Source organism: Xylophilus sp. Leaf220, assembly GCF_001421705.1.
Taxonomy (GTDB): domain Bacteria; phylum Pseudomonadota; class Gammaproteobacteria; order Burkholderiales; family Burkholderiaceae_C; genus Xylophilus.
The window spans coordinates 862,733-877,640 of record NZ_LMKO01000001.1; the positions used below are offsets into that span (position 1 = coordinate 862,733).

Below are 14,908 nucleotides of genomic sequence, written 5' to 3' on the forward strand. Positions count from 1 at the left end.
CGGCTCCTAGAGGACGTAGTGGTCCACCAGCAGCGCCGCGAACAGCAGGCTCAGGTGGATCAGCGAGAAACGGAAGGTGCGCCGCGCCAGCTCGTCGGAATAGGCGCGCCACAGTCGGAAGGCGTAGAGGCAGAATCCGGCGCCCAGCACCACCGCCGCCGCCAGGTAGATCCAGGAGCTCATGCCGTAGATGAAGGGCATCAGGCAACCGGCGAACAGGATCAGCGTGTAGAGCAGCACCTGCAGCCGGGTGAACTCGTTGCCGTGGGTGACCGGCAGCATCGGCAGGCCCGACTTGCGGTAGTCCTCCACCCGGTAGAGCGCCAACGCCCAGAAGTGCGGCGGGGTCCACAGGAAGATGATCAGGAACAGGATCAGCGCCTCGGGCCCGACGTCCCCGGTCATGGCCGACCAGCCGAGCACCGGCGGCATCGCGCCCGAGGCGCCGCCGATCACGATGTTCTGCGGCGTCAGCGGCTTCAGGATCACGGTATAGACCACCGCATAGCCGACGAAGGTGGCGAAGGTGAGCCACATCGTTAGCGGGTTGACGTAGCGGTACAGCAGCAGCGAGCCGGCGACGCAGAGCACCGCCGAGAAACCCAGCGCCTGCCCGTCCGAGAGTTCGCCCCGCGCGGTGGCGCGCCAGGCGGTGCGGCGCATCTTGGCGTCGATACCCTTCTCGACCAGACAGTTGAACGCCGCGGCCGCGCCCGCCACCAGCCAGATGCCGGCGCAGGCCACCAGCGCCAGCCGCACCTCGGCCCAGGTCGGCAGGCCCGGCACGGCCAGCACCATGCCGATCAGGGCGCAGAACACGATCAGCTGCACCACCCGGGGCTTGGTCAGCGCATAGAACTGCTGGAAGCGCGAAGAAGGCAGGGCGGAGGAAGCGACGGTCATGCAGAGAATCCGGAAACGCCGGGATCGGCGGGGCGCGCACCGGCGCTGCCCGGAACAGGGGCGGTGGCGGGCCGGGCGGCACGGCTGTCGCACAGCGCCCAGGTAAGGGCCACGACCAGTGCGGCGGCACCGCCGGTGTGCGATACCGCGGCCACCAGCGGCCAGTCCAGCACCACATTGGAGAGGCCGGTCGCGAACTGCCACAGCGCCAGGCCGGCGAGCCAGCGGGCGGCCGTCGCCATGCCCGCGACACGCCACAGCCCCCAGGCCAGCAGGCCGAGCGCGACGAAGACGACATAGGCGAACAGGCGGTGGGCATAGTGGATCGCCGTCAATGCGGCGAAGCTGATGTTGCTGCCGTCCTGCAGCAGCCCCAGCGGCCGCCAGAGCTGGAAGCCCTGGGCGAAGTCCATCGCCGGCCACCAGCTGTCCTGGCAGGTGGGGAACTGGGCGCAGGCCAGCACCGCGTAGTTGGTGCTGACCCAGCCGCCCAGCAGGATCTGCAGGGCCACCAGCCCCAGCACCACCGCTGTGCCGCCCCACAGTGCGGGCCGCAGCCGCACCACCGGCCGGCCGGCGGCCTGCACGTGGCGCACCGCCTGCACGCAGAGCAGCGCCAGCAGCACGATGCCGCCCGCCAGGTGGAGCACCACGATCGCGGGAAAAAGCTTCATCGTCACCGTGAGCGCACCGAAGGCGCCCTGCAGGCAGACCCAGAGCAGCGTGGCGGTCGGCCACCACGGATGCACCGCCAGGCCGCCCTGCCCTGCGCGCCGGGCCCGCCGTGCCAACCACCAGCTGGCGATGGTCGACACCAGGATCAGCCCGCCGACACCGGTGGCCAGGTAGCGGTGGACCATCTCCACCCAGGCCTTGCCGTGGGTCACCGGGCCGGTGGGCATCGCGTCCTGGGCGGCGGCGATCTGGCTGCGGGCGCCGACCGGGCTCGCATGGCCGTAACAGCCGGGCCAGTCGGGGCAGCCCAGGCCCGAGTCGGTCAGCCGGGTGAAGGCGCCGAACAGCACCAGGTCGAAGGTCAGGAAGAGCGTGAGGACGGTGAGCGCCTGCAGCCGGCGCGCGCCGGAAGCATGGCGGTTGCGCAGCCACAGCCAGCCGAGCGGCACGCAGGCGATCAGCAGCCCGCCCAGCAGCAATTGCAGTGCGGGGGACAGGTCGTAGAGCGAGTGGTGGTCCATGGCGGAAATCGTCGGGGCGCGGCGCGCCCTAGCGGCCCGGCTCGTCCCAGGAAGCGGCGGCGCGCAGCAGGCGCTCGATATCGCGCTTGGCCTTGGCGGCGCCAGCGGTATCCATCGCGGCCGGGAAGCGCATCATCCAGCGGCCCATCGGGTCGACCATGTAGAGGTGGTCGGTCAGCAACTGGCCGGCCGCCGGCGCCAGCCAGGCCGACAACGCGGCCTGCGGCAGCCGCAGCACGGTCGCCTGCGCCTGGCCGACGTTCTGCGCCAGGGCCGGGGGCACCGGGGCGTCGTCGGACACCAGCCAGACCCAGTCGAGCCGGTCCTTCTCGCGGCCCAGGCTCTCCCGCAGTTGGCGCTGGAGGTACAGGTGCCGCTCGCACTGCGCGTCGCAGGCGCCGCCCGCCACGCTGACCAGCAGCCACTGGCCCTTGAGGGCGGCCAGGCTGCGGACGGTGCCGTCGAGCGCGGTGGCCGGCACGTCGGGCAGCGGCGGCTGTTGCGCGATCAGCTCTCCGTAGTTGCGACGGCCTTCGGGACGGACGACGTAGTAGGTGAAGTACGAGGCGATCACCGGTGCCGCGCAGACCAGCATCACCGCCAGCATCTTCCAGCGGCCGTGCACCGTGCGCTGCTGCGCGCCGGCCTCGGCGGGCCGGGGCATGTCGTGGACCGTCAGCACCAGGGGCTGGTCGCCGTCCGGCTCAGGAGCGGGTGCGCCGGCGCGGGGAAACGAAGCGTCGGACAAGTTGGTACCAGACATAAAGGGTTGCGATGAGGGCGGCCAGCCCGAACCATTGAAACGCGTAGCCGTAGTGTTTTTCGACACCGCTGGCGATCTCGGGCCAGCGCCGTTGCAGACCCTCGCCAGGCGCGCCGGTCTGGAGCACCGACAGCGCCACGAGCGGCAGACCGGTCTCGTGCCGGTAGTCCGCAAGGTCCAGATTTTGCCGGATGCGGGAAGACCCCTGGCCGGGGTCGCCGCCCGCGAAGGAAAACAGCTTCGACGGCGCCTCGGCGATGCGCCCCTCGATCTCCACCGGGCCGGTGGGCGTCTCCACCGGCGGCAGCTGGGTACGGTCCTGGAAGTTGCGCGGTACCCAGCCGCGTTGCACCAGCACCGCCACGCCCGGATCGATCTGCAGCGGCGTCACGACGAAGAAGCCGGGCCGGCCGTCCATCTGGCGGTTGTCAAGGTAGACGGTGTGCTGCGGAAGCCAGGTGCCGCGCAGCGCGATGCGGCGGTACACCAGCGCCTCGCGCGCGGCCGCGCCGGCCGTGTCGGCTGAAGGTGCCGGTGATGCAGCCGGCGGCACAGCAGCTGCCGCGGGCACGGTTCGCTCCGGCGGCGGCAGGGCCGCCAGGCTGCGCCCGTCGAGCAGCGGCTCGGCGCGCCGCTGGGCGATCGCGTCGTGGATCGCCTCCTTCTGCGCCGCGCGCGACAGCTGCCAGTTGCCGAGCGATACGGTGACGGCGACGCCCGCCACCGCCGCCACGGTGGCCAGCACGAAACGCCGGCCGAGGGGATGAAACGCGGCGCTCACCGGATAATGCGGGTCATGAAAACCATCGTCCTGCTCGCGTTCATCGGCATCCTCGGCAGCCTGGGCACGGCGCTGTTCTTCATGATGCGCGACGGCCGCAACGGCAAGGCGAAGACGAGCAACATGGCCCGCGCACTGGCGCTGCGGGTGGGCCTGTCGATCCTGCTGTTCGTCTGCATCCTGGTGGCGTGGAAGCTGGGCTACGTGCGCCCCACCGGCCTGCCGGTGGCGCGCTGAGCGGCACCCGGGCCGGGCAGATGCAAAAAGGCGCCTCGCGGCGCCTTTTTGCTGCGTGCCGGCAAGACGGCCGGATCACAGCCAGTAGACCAGCACGTAGAGGCCGAGCCACACCACGTCGACGAAGTGCCAGTACCAGGCCGCCCCTTCGAAGCCGAAATGCCGCTCCGCGGTGAAGTGGCCCTTCTGCAGCCGCAGCGTGGTGAAGAACAGCATCAGCATGCCGATGAACACGTGGAAGCCGTGGAAACCGGTCAGCATGTAGAAGGTGGAGCCGTACACGCCTGAGGTGAGCTTGAGGTTCAACTCGGCGTACAGGTGGTAGTACTCGTAGCCCTGGACCACCAGGAACACGAAGCCCAGCACCACCGTCGCCCACATGAACGAGATGGTGCGGCCGCGGTGGTTCTCGCGCAGCGCGTGGTGGGCGATGGTCAGCGTCACGCCCGAGCTCAGGAGCAGCGCGGTGTTGATCGTCGGCAGCCAGAACGGGCCGACCGTCTGGAAGGGCTCGATGTGGCCGGCAGGCGCCGCGGTCACGCCTGCGGCCAGGCTGGGCCAGACGGCCTTGAAGTCGGGCCAGAGCAGCGCGTTGTCCAGGCTGCCGAGGGCCGGCACCGAGTGGGCGCGGGCCCACCAGAGCGCGGTGAAGAAGGCGCCGAAGAACATCACCTCCGAGAAGATGAACCAGGCCATGCTCCAGCGGTAGGACAGGTCGATCTTGTACCCGTAGAGCCCGCCCTCGCTCTCGCGGATCGAATCGCGGAACCACTGGAAGAGCACCGTCAGCCACCAGACCATGCCGACCGCGAGCGAATACATGCCCCAGGTATGGCCGTTGACCCACTGGCCCGCACCCAGGATCACGAAGAACAGGCCGGCCGCCGCCATCGCCGGATGGCGCGATTCGGCGGGCACGAAGTAGTACGGTGTTGCGCTGGTGTGGGTCGAACTCATGGCTTCTCCTGAATCTCTCTCTTCTGGAATTTCTCGTGTCTGCGGTGCCGGATGCGGAGCGGGGGTGCGGGGGGCTAGACGATCCAGTGGACCAGGGCCGCCAGCGCCAGCACGAACAGGAAGACGGCCACCAGGCCGACGACCATCACATGGACCGGGTTGAGCCGGGCGTCCTGCTCCAGCCCGCTGCCGCGGCGCAGGCCCAGGAACGACCAGGCCACGGCGCGCACGGTGCGCAGCAGGGAACCGCGCGGCTGCGGGGCGGCCATCACGATCCCACTCCCGACAGCAGGTGGGCGGCCGCATCGGCGGTAGGGGTGGATGCCGGCGCGGGCGGCGTCTTGCCGCCGACCTCGAAGAAGGTGTACGAGAGCGTGATCGTGGTCACGTCCTTCGACAGCTTGGGATCGATCACGAAGGCCACCGGCCACTGCTTCTTCTCGCCCGCATCCATCGTGTACTGGGTGAAGCAGAAGCACTCCAGCTTGTTGAAGTAGGGCGCGGCCTCGCGCGGCGCATAGCTGGGAATCGCCTGGGCGGCCATGCGGCGGTTCTGCGTGTTCTGGAAGTCGTACATCACCGTGGCCAGCTCGCCCGGATGCACCTGCATCGACCGCACCGCCGGCTGGAAATCCCAGAGACCGCGGGCGTTGGAATCGAACTCGACGGTGATCGTGCGGCTGCGGTCGATCTGCGAATTGGCGGGCAGCTTCACGTCCCGGCCGGCAGTGCCGTTGCCGGGCACCTGCCGCTCGGTGATCGCCAGCACGTTGATGCCGGTCATCTCGCAGATCGCGTTGTAGAGCGGCACCAGCGCGTAGCCGAAGGCGAACATGCCGAGCGTGACCACGCCCAGCTTGCCGACCATCTTCAGGTTTTCACGTCGCATGCGCATCGGCGGCCCGGTCTTTCAGCGCTGCGACAGCAGCGTCATCTTCACCATGAAACCGATGAAGAACACCAGCGCGATCGACGCCAGGATCAGCGCGAGGCGGCGGTTGTTCTTCTTCTGTTCGGGCGTCATGGCGGGGGCTCGGCGAGGGGCGACGGGATCAGCCGATCACGCGGGTCGCGGTCGCATCCAGCTTGGGCGGGGTCTCGAAGGTGTGGAACGGCGCCGGCGACGGCACTTCCCATTCCAGGCCTTCGGCGGCTTCCCACGGACGCTGCGGTGCGGGCTCGCCCTTGCCGCGCATGCACGGCAGCACGATGAACAGGAAGAAGTAGACCTGGGCGAAGCCGAAGAAGAAGGCACCGACCGACGCCAGCGCGTTGAAGTCGGCGAACTGCATCGGGTAGTCGGCATAGCGGCGCGGCATGCCGGCCAGGCCCAGGAAGTGCATCGGGAAGAAGGTCACGTTGAACGAGATCAGCGACCACCAGAAATGCAGCTTGCCCCGGCCTTCGTTGTACATGACGCCGGTCCACTTGGGGATCCAGTAGTAGACGCCGGCGAACATCGCGAACAACGAGCCGGCCACCAGCACGTAGTGGAAGTGGGCCACGACGTAGTAGGTGTCCTGCAGCTGGATGTCGATCGGCGCCATCGCCAGGATCAGGCCGGTGAAGCCGCCCATGGTGAACACGAAGATGAAGCCGACCGCGAACAGCATGGGCGTCTCGAAGGTCATTGAGCCCTGCCACATGGTAGCGATCCAGTTGAAGATCTTCACCGCCGTCGGCACCGCGATCAGCATCGTCGCGTACATGAAGAAGAGCTGGCCGGTCACCGGCATGCCGGTGGTGAACATGTGGTGCGCCCACACGATGAAGGACAGGATCGCGATGGACGAGGTGGCGTACACCATCGACGCGTAGCCGAACAGCTTCTTGCGGGCGAAGGCCGGCACGATCTGGCTGATGATGCCGAAGGCCGGCAGGATCATGATGTAGACCTCGGGGTGGCCGAAGAACCAGAAGATGTGCTGGTACATCACCGGATCGCCGCCGCCGGCGGGGTTGAAGAAGCTGGTGCCGAAGTGGCGGTCGGTCAGCGTCATGGTGATCGCGCCGGCCAGCACCGGCATCACCGCGATCAGCAGGTAGGCGGTGATCAGCCAGGTCCAGGCGAACATCGGCATCTTCATCAGCGTCATGCCGGGGGCGCGCATGTTGAGGATGGTCACGATGATGTTGATCGATCCCATGATCGAGGAGGCGCCCAGGATGTGCATCGCGAAGATGCCGGCGTCCATCGACGGGCCCATCTGCAGCGTCAGCGGCGCATAGAGCGTCCAGCCGGCCGCCGGCGCACCTCCGGGCATGAAGAACGAGGTGACCAGCATCAGCGCGGCGGGGATCATCAGCCAGAAGCTGAAGTTGTTCATCCGGGCGAAAGCCATGTCGGACGCGCCGATCTGCAGCGGGATCATCCAGTTCGCGAAGCCGACGAAGGCCGGCATGATCGCGCCGAACACCATGATCAGCCCGTGCATCGTGGTGAGCTGGTTGAACAGCTCGGGGTTCACCAGCTGCAGGCCGGGCTGGAACAGCTCGGCGCGGATGCCGAGGGCCAGCACGCCGCCCACCATCAGCATGGTGAAGCTGAACAGCAGGTAGAGCGTGCCGATGTCCTTGTGGTTGGTCGCGAACACCCAGCGGCGCCAGCCGGTCGGCGCGTGGTGGTGCTCGTCGTGGGCGTGGTCGTCGTGTCCGTGGCCGTGGGGGTCGAGAACTGCACTCATCTTGCTTTCCTTTGGAACCTGTCTGCTTGCGGTTTACTTGCTGCGCTCGGCCAGCACTTCGGACGGCTGGATGAGTTGCCCGGTCTTGTTGGACCAGTTGTTCTTGGTGTAGGTCGCCACCGCCGCGATGTCGGTGTCGGAGAGCTGCTTCCACGACGGCATGCCCTTGTCCATCCGGCCCTTGAGCAGCACGTCGATCTGTTCGTTGTGGTTCTCGGCCAGCACCACCGGCGAGCCGTCGAGCGCCTTGATCGGGCCAGCGCCCTTGCCGTTGGCCTGGTGGCAGGCGGCGCAGTTGGCCGCGTAGACCTTCTCTCCGCGCTTGACCAGGTCGGGCAGCGCCCAGACCTTGGCCGGGTCGTCGAGCTTGGCGGCGGCCTTCTTGCGCTGCACGTCGACCCACTGGGTGTATTCCTCGGCCGAGACCACCTTCACGTGGATCGGCATGTAGGCGTGTTCCTTGCCGCAGAGTTCCTGGCACTGGCCGTAGAAGTCGCCGGTCTTCTCGGCGCGGAACCAGGTGTCGCGCACGAAGCCGGGGATCGCGTCCTGCTTGATGCCGAAGGCCGGCACCGCGAAGGCGTGGATCACGTCGTTGGCGGTGGTGATGATGCGGATCTTCTTGTCGACCGGCACCACCAGCGGGTTGTCGACCTCGAGCAGGTAGTTGTCGGGGATGGTGCCCTTGGCGCCTTCATTGGACATGACCCGGTGCTCGTTGAGCAGGGTCGAGATGAAGCTCAGGCCCTGGCCCTCGCCGGTGATGTAGTCGTAGCCCCACTTCCACTGGTAGCCGGTGGTCTTGATGGTGAGGTCGGCGTTGGTGGTGTCCTTCTGGGCGACCAGCACCTTGGTGGCGGGCAGCGCCATCAGCACCACGATGACGAAGGGCACGATGGTCCAGATGACCTCGACCGTGACCGATTCGTGGAAGTTCGCCGGCTTGTAGCCCTTCGACTTGCGGTGCTTCCAGATCGAATAGAACATGACCGCGAACACGGCCACGAAGATGACGGTGCACATCACCATCATCATCGTGTGCAGGAAATACTGCTCTTCGGCGATCTTGGTGGCGGGGGTCGGCAGGTTCAGTTGGCGGACGGCGGGGCCGCCGGGCAGGTCGTTGGCCGCGTGGGCCAGCGATCCGAAGCCAGCAGCCGCCATGAGCGACACGTGGGCGAGCTTATTGAAAATGCGCTTCATCGTCTTCATTTGTTAATTGCCTCTAAACCACACGTCCGACGCAAGCCTGCCATGCACGCCACCCGTGCCGGCCGGACCGTCCTCAGGTCGCCCGCAATGCCATCCGGATCTCGCTCGCCAGGGCCGGCCGCAATTCGGGCCGCACGAAGCGCCCGACCTCCATCGACCGCCCCTGCGCCGAAAGCTCGATCAGGGACCGGTCGCCCACCTTGGGCTCCACCCGGACCCACTCCCGCCTGAATTCCGTCCGCTCCAGCCGCCCGGCCGTCTCGCGCTCGACGACCAGCGACGTTCCCTGCAACACGATCCGCTCGCCGTCGGTGGCGTGCCGCGCATAGGCGAGGAACGCCGCGCCGACCGCCAGCAACTCCAGCCAGGCGAACGGCATCACCATCTTCGCGCCCTGCCACCAGAACAGGGCACCGATGCCGAGCGACACGGTGCAGAGCGACGCGTACATCCAGCCGAGCTGGGCGGGCGTCACCGAGCAGTTGCGCTTCAGGAACCAGTGAAAGTTCTGGCCCGACACCGTGGCGAAACGATAGGCGGCGTTCGACATCGTCCATTCACCAAAACCAGGAGGTGTTGACCGCCCATCCGCCGACCCGCTGCGGGTCGCCGGCATGCGCTGAAAACCCAGCGTTGCAGGGGAGGATTCCCGAAATCCCGATAACCCCTCATTCTAACGCGGGTGGGGGGTGGGGAATTACCCTGCCCCGGCACCACCGGAGGGGCCTGCGCCGGCGCCGCGCGGCCGCTGGAGCATGCTGCGCATGTCCTGCAGCGACACCGCGCTCTCCGCGGCCAGCTTGAGCCTGGGCACCGGCTTCAGGGCATGGCCGTAGACGATCTCGAAGGTGATCGACAGCCGCCCTTCCCCGCCCGCCGGCACCAGCCGCTCCTGGAGCGCCGCTAGCAATCGGGCGCGGTAGGCCCGGCCGCGCAGTGCCGGGAAGCGCTGGGGATGGAGGTTGCGGCCGATCTCGCGCAACTCCTGCAGCAGCCGCTCGGACGTTTCGTAGGTAAGCACGGTGCGCTCCATATCCATCACCGGCTCGGCGAAACCGGCGTGGACCAGCATGTCGCCCCAGTCGTGCATGTCGGTGAACTCGTGTCCGGCGGCCGGCCAGCCGAGCTGGGCATACAGGCCGCGCAGGGTGCGCAGGGTGTCGGGGCCCAGGCAGGAGAACATCAGGTAGCCGTCGACCGCCAGCGCCCGGTGCCACTGGGCGATCAGCGCCTGCGGATCGGCCGCGGTGTGCAGCGCCATGTTGGCCCAGAGCATGTCGATGCTGCCGGGCGCGAGCGCATCGCCGCCGGTGGCGAAGGTGGTGGCCGGCCCGCGCCAGCGCTGCCACCAGGGGGCCTCCAGCGCGGCCCGGGCGGCGGCGGTCCGCGCCTCGGTCGCCTCGACCACGTCGCAGGCGGCGCCGGGGAAGCGCCTGGCCAGCAGCGCGTGCACCTCGCGCCCGCCGCGCAGCGGCTCCCAGTCGGCCCAGCGCTGCGTCTTCAGGGTGATCCAGTCCAGCCGCGCTTCCATCCGCCGGCCGATCTCCTCGTGCAGCCAGGGCGATGCCGCCTCGGGCGGGCGCCGGGCCCAGCGCTGGGCGGCGCGCGGGTCGATGGTGGGGGGGCGGTCGTGGGAATCGAGGGGCATCGGTGGGGCGCGGAGACCGCGCCGCAGGGGGCGGCACCGGCGCGTGCCGGGGAGCGGTGGGGTGGGGCCGCGGAAGTATATTGGCGCGATGTTCCGCGCGCTCGTGACCGGTGTGATGGCCCGTACCGCCGCCGCGGTTCCGGCCCGCTGCGCCGTCTGCGGCGCCTGGCCGGCCCGGCCGGTGTGCGACCTGTGCGTGCAGCGCTTCGCCCAGCCGGTGCCGCGCTGCCGCCGCTGCGCCCTGCCGGTGGCGCCCGGCGTCGGGACCTGCGGCGCCTGCCTGCAGGCGCCGCCGCCGCTCGATGCCTGCCATGTCGCCGTCTCCTACGGATTCCCCTGGGCTGGCTGCATCACCCGCTTCAAGTTCCAGGGCGAGACCGGCTGGGCGCCCTGGCTGGCGCTGCTGCTGCGCAGCACGCCGTGGGTGGAGCCGGCGCTGGAGGCGGCCGACCGGGTGCTGCCGATGCCGCTGTCGCCCCAGCGGCTGCAGGAGCGCGGCTACAACCAGGCCGCCCTGCTGGCCCGGCACCTGGCGCCCGAGCGTTTCGACGACCGGCTGCTGCTGCGCATCCGCCACACGCCGGCGCAGAGCGGCCTCGACCGCGCCGCCCGGCTGGCCAGCGTGCGCGGCGCCTTCGCGGTCGATCCGCTGCGCACCGCCGAGGTCGCCGGCCGGCGGGTGGTGCTGGTCGACGACGTGATGACCAGCGGCGCCTCGCTCCACGCCGCCGCCGCCGCGCTGCGGCAGGCCGGCGCGGCGCACATCACCGCGCTGGCGGTGGCCCGCACCGACTGAGCGCGGGCGCTTCGCCGGCCGGCCGCCACGCGACAATCGCCGGCATGTTCCACATCGTCCTCGTCTCGCCCGAAATCCCGCCGAACACCGGCAACGTGATCCGGCTGGCGGCCAACACCGGCTGCACCCTGCACCTGGTGGAGCCGCTGGGCTTCTCGATGGAGGATAGGCTCCTGCGCCGCGCAGGCCTGGACTACCACGAGTTCGCCGAGGTGAGGCGCCATGCCGACTGGCAGGCGCTGCTGGCCGGGGAGCGGCCGGCGCCCGGGCGGATGTTCGCGCTGACCACCCACGGCACCCGCTCTGTCCACGACACCGCGTTCGCGGCCGGCGACTGGCTGGTCTTCGGCTCCGAGACCCGCGGCCTGCCGCCCGCGCTGCGCGACGGCTTCGCGCCCGGCCAGCGGCTGCGGCTGCCGATGCGCGCCGGCCAGCGGAGCATGAACCTGTCGAACGCGGTGGCGGTGACGGTGTTCGAGGCCTGGCGGCAGTGCGGCTTCGCAGGCGCCGCTGCGCAGTCCTGACCCGATGCTACGAAATCGATAGCTGGTGGCCGGCGCCCTTCGCCGGCTACAGGCACTTTCGACTCAGAATTCCTGCGGCGCGGGCAGCCGCGTCGCGGTCGGGTCGAACTGCTCCAGGAACTGCAGGAACGCCTGGGTGCGGGCCGGCACCAGCTGCCGCGCCGGCTGCGCCGCGTACAGGGTGACGCGGCCGAAGATCCAGTCGGGCAGCAGGTGCACCAGCGCGCCGCTGTGCAGGTGCGGCGCCGCCAGCAGCTTCGATACCACGGTGACGCCCGCCCCGCCGATGGCCGCGCGGTGCAGCATGTCGGGGCTTTCGGATTGCAGCACCACCGGCATGTCGATCTCCACCGGCTCTTCCCGGCTTCCGGCCTCGGCCGGCCGCAACCGCATCCGGCGTGCCCCGCCGGTCTGCGGCACTGCATGGCGCAGGTAGTCGTGCCGGGCCAGGTCGGCCGGCACCCGCGGCGTGCCGCGGCCGTTCAGGTACGACGGCGCGGCGCAGACGATCAGGTCGCCGGTCCAGAGCGGGCGGGCGATGATGTTGGCGTCGAAGCCCTCGTCGGCCAGCAGGAAGCTCAGGTCGAACTCTTCCACCCGCCCCTGCGGAAACGGATCGACCGCCACCTGCAGCCGCACGCCCGGATGGGCCGCCCGCCAGGCGCCGACCCGCGGCGCCAGGAAGTACGAGGCGAGCACCGCGGTGCAGACCATGTGCAGCGTGCCCTGCAGCTCCCGCGTGCTGGCGGTGGCCGCCGCCTCGGCCTCCTCCACCGCCTGCAGGATGGTGCGCACCCGGGCCAGGTAGTCCTCGCCGGCCGGGGTCAGCGCCAGCCGGCGGGTGGTGCGCTGCAGCAGCCGGGCGCCCAGGTGGCCCTCCAGGTCGGAGATGAAGCGGGTGACCGCCGCCGGCGACATGTCGAGCGCCCGGCCGGCCGCGGCGAAACCGCCCTCGTCCACCACCTGCTGGAACACCCGCATCGATTGAAGTCTGTCCATCGTCCTCGTCCGTCGTGCGGCCGGCGACGCATGCGCCGGCCTGGGCCGATTGTTCCAGTTACGCCAACGCTGGGTTGCCTGCCAGCGGGTTTGCAGCCGCCGCCCGAAAACCTACAGTGCATGCATCGACAAGCCGCCGACCCGGAAGGCGCGGCACACCCGGAAGGACGACACCATGAACGACCAGCGCAAGCTTCTCTCCCGCAACGCCTTCGCCGCATCGGCCCTGACGCTGGTCGGCGTGCTGGGCGGCGGCGGCGCCTCGGCCCGTGCGGCCGGCGACGAATGCCTGGCCCGGCAGTCGCCACTGCAGCCGGCAGCGCTCTGCGCGGGGATCGGTGCGCCAGCGAGTGCGATGCATGCGGCGCACTACCGGGGCGCGGCATCGGATGGTGTGCGGGTGGCGACGATCACCACCGCGTCGGCCCACCGGAACCTCCAACCGTGGACGGCGCTCACCACCGCGCAGGAAGACGCTGCAGAGCCCGAGGTTGCCTACGCCTGATCGCAGGCCCGGCCACCTGCGCTGTCAAGACAAGCCCGCCGGCGCGATGCCGGCGGGCTTTTTCGCATCCGCTCAGGGATACAGCCGCGACAGCGTTTCGGCCACGCAGACCGGCTTGGTGCCGCCTTCGCGCTCGATCGTCGCCTGCCAGGTGAACTGCCAGCCGCGGTTGTCGACCTGCTCGGCCGCCTGCAGCGCGAAGCGCGCACGCAGCCGGCTGCCGACCGGCACCGGCGACGGGAACCGCACCTTGTTCAGGCCGTAGTTGACGCCCATGCGCGCTTCCTCGATGGACAGCGTGCTCTGCATCAGCGCGGGCAGCAAGGACAGCGTCAGGAAGCCGTGCGCGATCGGCGCGCCGAATGGGCCTTTCGACGCGCGTTCCGCGTCCAGGTGGATCCACTGGTGGTCGTGGGTGGCGTCGGCGAAGCGCTGCACCTGCTCCTGCGTCACGGTGGTCCAGTCGCTGGAGGCGACCTCCTGCCCCACGAGGGCGGCCACGTCGGCCAGGGTCTTGAAGGTTTTCATGCGGGCCACTGTAGGGCGCCGCACGCGCGCCGCATGTCAGCGCCGCGACAAGGCGGGCCAAGCGCCGGCCGCTCGGCTGCCGCTCGGCAACCGCTCGCTAGGCCGCGTCGAGCCAGCGGCAGATCGGCTCCCACTGCACCAGGTCCTTCTCGACCCGGCCGGGCGCCACGTCGAACAGCGACAGGCCGCGGGCGGCCAGGTGGACGTAGTTCTGGGTGTTGCGCAGGTAGCCCAGCACCGGCAGGCCCAGGCTCTCGACGAAGGTCTGCAGGTGGTCGGCCGCGATGGTGCGCGAATCGACCCGCATGCCCACGATGCCGATCTCCGGCCCGCCGCCGGGGCCGCGGCGCAGCGCGGCCAGTTCGTCGAGGAAGCCCCGCGTGGCGAAGATGTCGAACACGCTGGCCTGCAGCGGCACGACCACCTTGTCGGCCATCTTGAACACGTCGGCCGAGCGCCAGCCGTGCAGCCCGCCCGGCGTGTCGAGCACCGCATGGCTGGCGGTGCGGGGCGGCCGGGTCACGAGCGAATCGCTGGTGTCCCAGGTGCCGATCGGCCGCGCCGTCGGAGGCCGCAGGCCGAGCCACAGCCGCGACGACTGCTGCCGGTCCACGTCGCCCAGCAGGACCTCGTGGCCCCGGCTGGCGTAGTAGCCCGCGATGTTGGTGGAGAGGGTCGACTTACCGACACCCCCCTTGGGATTGGCGACCGCGACGATGGGCATGGAAGCATCTCCGATGGTGGCAATGGCGGCCATGGTAGCGGGCGGGGGGTGGCGGTCTTCCGGATGCCTGCCGTGCCGACCGGACGGCTGGGGCTACTTTTTGATAAAAAGGGGCTGTAGCCGGCTGGGAGCGCCGGCCTCTAGCTATTTAATTGATAGCAACGGAACGTTTTGAGGTTGCGGGGTGAATGGAGAGGCCTGTGCGTGGGTTGTGGTCGGGGCCGTGATCGCCGGGTGACCCCCTCCGCGAATGTCCTCCGGCCTGCGGCCTCCCCCTCTATTTCGCTGCGGGGGTCACCCGACGCTCCCGGCCCTGGAAGCCTTGCGTCGTGCGGGTCGGATCAGCCGCAGGCCCAGGTCGCTGGCGCTGTGTCCGCATCGACGTCTTGCAAAGGAAGCCGAGCCCATCGCAGGCGCCCGCCTGATCACCGTCGATCCAGCACCCAAAAGG

Annotated in this window: 19 protein-coding genes; 4 read left to right on the forward strand and 15 right to left on the reverse strand. The window is 69.6% G+C overall.

Translation table 11 applies throughout. The annotated features are described in order from the left end of the window. Positions 1 to 6 precede the first annotated feature (6 nt). Genes cyoE through ASE76_RS03945 form a run of 4 tightly spaced genes read right to left on the reverse strand, consistent with a single transcriptional unit; the run spans position 7 to position 3,643 of the window. On the reverse strand, positions 7 to 903 hold the full coding sequence (gene cyoE, locus ASE76_RS03930; RefSeq protein ID WP_055834895.1) for a heme o synthase: 897 nt from the start codon (positions 901 to 903) through the stop codon (positions 7 to 9). Continuing rightward, positions 900 to 2,099 (reverse strand): heme A synthase, encoded by a 1,200-nt coding sequence (locus tag ASE76_RS03935; protein WP_055834897.1) that lies wholly within the window; start codon positions 2,097 to 2,099, stop codon positions 900 to 902. Before ASE76_RS03935 ends, cyoE begins: the two co-directional genes overlap by 4 nt. Before the next feature lie 28 nt (positions 2,100 to 2,127). After that, on the reverse strand, positions 2,128 to 2,862 hold the full coding sequence (locus ASE76_RS03940; RefSeq protein ID WP_055834900.1) for a hypothetical protein: 735 nt from the start codon (positions 2,860 to 2,862) through the stop codon (positions 2,128 to 2,130). Next, positions 2,804 to 3,643 carry an SURF1 family protein gene (locus tag ASE76_RS03945; protein WP_055834903.1) on the reverse strand — a complete coding sequence of 280 codons (840 nt, stop codon included), beginning with the start codon at positions 3,641 to 3,643 and terminating at the stop codon, positions 2,804 to 2,806. Before ASE76_RS03945 ends, ASE76_RS03940 begins: the two co-directional genes overlap by 59 nt. A gap of 15 nt (positions 3,644 to 3,658) precedes the next feature. Here ASE76_RS03945 and ASE76_RS03950 point away from each other — a divergent pair, with 15 nt between their 5' ends. After that, on the forward strand, positions 3,659 to 3,880 hold the full coding sequence (locus ASE76_RS03950; protein WP_082447890.1) for a twin transmembrane helix small protein: 222 nt from the start codon (positions 3,659 to 3,661) through the stop codon (positions 3,878 to 3,880). Positions 3,881 to 3,955: 75 nt separating this feature from the next. Here the strand turns inward: ASE76_RS03950 and ASE76_RS03955 are convergent, their stop codons facing one another. The 8 genes from ASE76_RS03955 to ASE76_RS03985 all read right to left on the reverse strand — a co-directional run bounded on the left by ASE76_RS03955 (position 3,956) and on the right by ASE76_RS03985 (position 10,381). Continuing rightward, on the reverse strand, positions 3,956 to 4,837 hold the full coding sequence (locus ASE76_RS03955) for a cytochrome c oxidase subunit 3 (RefSeq protein ID WP_055834907.1): 882 nt from the start codon (positions 4,835 to 4,837) through the stop codon (positions 3,956 to 3,958). A 74-nt stretch (positions 4,838 to 4,911) separates the two neighbouring features. Next, positions 4,912 to 5,106, reverse strand: a complete 195-nt coding sequence (locus tag ASE76_RS03960; protein ID WP_055834910.1) for a DUF2970 domain-containing protein — start codon at positions 5,104 to 5,106, stop codon at positions 4,912 to 4,914. Further along, positions 5,106 to 5,732: a cytochrome c oxidase assembly protein gene (locus ASE76_RS03965; RefSeq protein ID WP_055834913.1), complete on the reverse strand. Its 627-nt coding sequence runs from the start codon at positions 5,730 to 5,732 to the stop codon at positions 5,106 to 5,108. The genes ASE76_RS03960 and ASE76_RS03965 overlap by 1 nt, the downstream gene beginning before the upstream one ends. Positions 5,733 to 5,747: 15 nt before the next feature. Continuing rightward, a complete protein-coding gene (locus tag ASE76_RS21100) occupies positions 5,748 to 5,861 on the reverse strand; it encodes a cytochrome oxidase small assembly protein (protein ID WP_233504460.1) in 114 nt (37 codons plus the stop codon). 28 nt (positions 5,862 to 5,889) lie between these two features. Then, entirely contained in the window at positions 5,890 to 7,521 is a 1,632-nt protein-coding gene (ctaD, locus tag ASE76_RS03970; protein WP_055834916.1) for a cytochrome c oxidase subunit I, read from the reverse strand. A gap of 33 nt (positions 7,522 to 7,554) precedes the next feature. Next, a complete protein-coding gene (gene coxB, locus ASE76_RS03975) occupies positions 7,555 to 8,724 on the reverse strand; it encodes a cytochrome c oxidase subunit II (RefSeq protein WP_055835638.1) in 1,170 nt (389 codons plus the stop codon). Between the two features lie 82 nt (positions 8,725 to 8,806). Continuing rightward, positions 8,807 to 9,283 carry a DUF2244 domain-containing protein gene (locus tag ASE76_RS03980; RefSeq protein ID WP_055834919.1) on the reverse strand — a complete coding sequence of 159 codons (477 nt, stop codon included), beginning with the start codon at positions 9,281 to 9,283 and terminating at the stop codon, positions 8,807 to 8,809. 147 nt (positions 9,284 to 9,430) lie between these two features. After that, positions 9,431 to 10,381, reverse strand: a complete 951-nt coding sequence (locus tag ASE76_RS03985) for a class I SAM-dependent methyltransferase (protein WP_055834922.1) — start codon at positions 10,379 to 10,381, stop codon at positions 9,431 to 9,433. Positions 10,382 to 10,469: 88 nt separating this feature from the next. Between ASE76_RS03985 and ASE76_RS03990 the strand changes: the two genes are divergently transcribed. Both ASE76_RS03990 and ASE76_RS03995 read left to right on the forward strand, forming a co-directional pair. Continuing rightward, positions 10,470 to 11,177: a ComF family protein gene (locus ASE76_RS03990; RefSeq protein ID WP_055834925.1), complete on the forward strand. Its 708-nt coding sequence runs from the start codon at positions 10,470 to 10,472 to the stop codon at positions 11,175 to 11,177. A gap of 44 nt (positions 11,178 to 11,221) precedes the next feature. Continuing rightward, on the forward strand, positions 11,222 to 11,701 hold the full coding sequence (locus ASE76_RS03995) for a tRNA (cytidine(34)-2'-O)-methyltransferase (protein ID WP_055834928.1): 480 nt from the start codon (positions 11,222 to 11,224) through the stop codon (positions 11,699 to 11,701). 63 nt (positions 11,702 to 11,764) lie between these two features. On the opposite strand, the gene ASE76_RS04000 is transcribed toward ASE76_RS03995, so the two are convergent. After that, positions 11,765 to 12,700 carry a LysR family transcriptional regulator gene (locus ASE76_RS04000; RefSeq protein WP_055834931.1) on the reverse strand — a complete coding sequence of 312 codons (936 nt, stop codon included), beginning with the start codon at positions 12,698 to 12,700 and terminating at the stop codon, positions 11,765 to 11,767. Between the two features lie 175 nt (positions 12,701 to 12,875). On the opposite strand from ASE76_RS04000, the gene ASE76_RS04005 reads away from it, so the two are divergent. After that, positions 12,876 to 13,205: a hypothetical protein gene (locus ASE76_RS04005; RefSeq protein ID WP_055834934.1), complete on the forward strand. Its 330-nt coding sequence runs from the start codon at positions 12,876 to 12,878 to the stop codon at positions 13,203 to 13,205. Between the two features lie 72 nt (positions 13,206 to 13,277). Here the strand turns inward: ASE76_RS04005 and ASE76_RS04010 are convergent, their stop codons facing one another. Both ASE76_RS04010 and ASE76_RS04015 read right to left on the reverse strand, forming a co-directional pair. After that, positions 13,278 to 13,733, reverse strand: a complete 456-nt coding sequence (locus ASE76_RS04010; protein ID WP_055834937.1) for a MaoC family dehydratase — start codon at positions 13,731 to 13,733, stop codon at positions 13,278 to 13,280. Between the two features lie 97 nt (positions 13,734 to 13,830). Beyond that, the gene (locus ASE76_RS04015) at positions 13,831 to 14,457 is read right to left on the reverse strand and encodes a ParA family protein (protein WP_055835641.1); all 627 of its coding nucleotides are present in this window, start codon (positions 14,455 to 14,457) and stop codon (positions 13,831 to 13,833) included. Positions 14,458 to 14,908: the final 451 nt, after the last annotated feature.

Excerpts from the sequence above, each read along its gene's own strand:
- cyoE (WP_055834895.1), bottom strand. The coding sequence starts at position 903 with ATGACCGTCGCTTCCTCCGCCCTGCCTTCTTCGCGCTTCCAGCAGTTC.
- ASE76_RS03935 (WP_055834897.1), bottom strand. The coding sequence starts at position 2,099 with ATGGACCACCACTCGCTCTACGACCTGTCCCCCGCACTGCAATTGCTG.
- ASE76_RS03940 (WP_055834900.1), bottom strand. The coding sequence starts at position 2,862 with ATGTCTGGTACCAACTTGTCCGACGCTTCGTTTCCCCGCGCCGGCGCA.
- ASE76_RS03950 (WP_082447890.1), top strand. The coding sequence starts at position 3,659 with ATGAAAACCATCGTCCTGCTCGCGTTCATCGGCATCCTCGGCAGCCTG.
- ASE76_RS03955 (WP_055834907.1), bottom strand. The coding sequence starts at position 4,837 with ATGAGTTCGACCCACACCAGCGCAACACCGTACTACTTCGTGCCCGCC.
- ASE76_RS03960 (WP_055834910.1), bottom strand. The coding sequence starts at position 5,106 with ATGGCCGCCCCGCAGCCGCGCGGTTCCCTGCTGCGCACCGTGCGCGCC.
- ASE76_RS03965 (WP_055834913.1), bottom strand. The coding sequence starts at position 5,732 with ATGCGCATGCGACGTGAAAACCTGAAGATGGTCGGCAAGCTGGGCGTG.
- ASE76_RS21100 (WP_233504460.1), bottom strand. The coding sequence starts at position 5,861 with ATGACGCCCGAACAGAAGAAGAACAACCGCCGCCTCGCGCTGATCCTG.
- ctaD (WP_055834916.1), bottom strand. The coding sequence starts at position 7,521 with ATGAGTGCAGTTCTCGACCCCCACGGCCACGGACACGACGACCACGCC.
- coxB (WP_055835638.1), bottom strand. The coding sequence starts at position 8,724 with ATGAAGCGCATTTTCAATAAGCTCGCCCACGTGTCGCTCATGGCGGCT.
- ASE76_RS03980 (WP_055834919.1), bottom strand. The coding sequence starts at position 9,283 with ATGTCGAACGCCGCCTATCGTTTCGCCACGGTGTCGGGCCAGAACTTT.
- ASE76_RS03985 (WP_055834922.1), bottom strand. The coding sequence starts at position 10,381 with ATGCCCCTCGATTCCCACGACCGCCCCCCCACCATCGACCCGCGCGCC.
- ASE76_RS03990 (WP_055834925.1), top strand. The coding sequence starts at position 10,470 with ATGTTCCGCGCGCTCGTGACCGGTGTGATGGCCCGTACCGCCGCCGCG.
- ASE76_RS03995 (WP_055834928.1), top strand. The coding sequence starts at position 11,222 with ATGTTCCACATCGTCCTCGTCTCGCCCGAAATCCCGCCGAACACCGGC.
- ASE76_RS04000 (WP_055834931.1), bottom strand. The coding sequence starts at position 12,700 with ATGGACAGACTTCAATCGATGCGGGTGTTCCAGCAGGTGGTGGACGAG.
- ASE76_RS04005 (WP_055834934.1), top strand. The coding sequence starts at position 12,876 with ATGAACGACCAGCGCAAGCTTCTCTCCCGCAACGCCTTCGCCGCATCG.
- ASE76_RS04010 (WP_055834937.1), bottom strand. The coding sequence starts at position 13,733 with ATGAAAACCTTCAAGACCCTGGCCGACGTGGCCGCCCTCGTGGGGCAG.
- ASE76_RS04015 (WP_055835641.1), bottom strand. The coding sequence starts at position 14,457 with ATGCCCATCGTCGCGGTCGCCAATCCCAAGGGGGGTGTCGGTAAGTCG.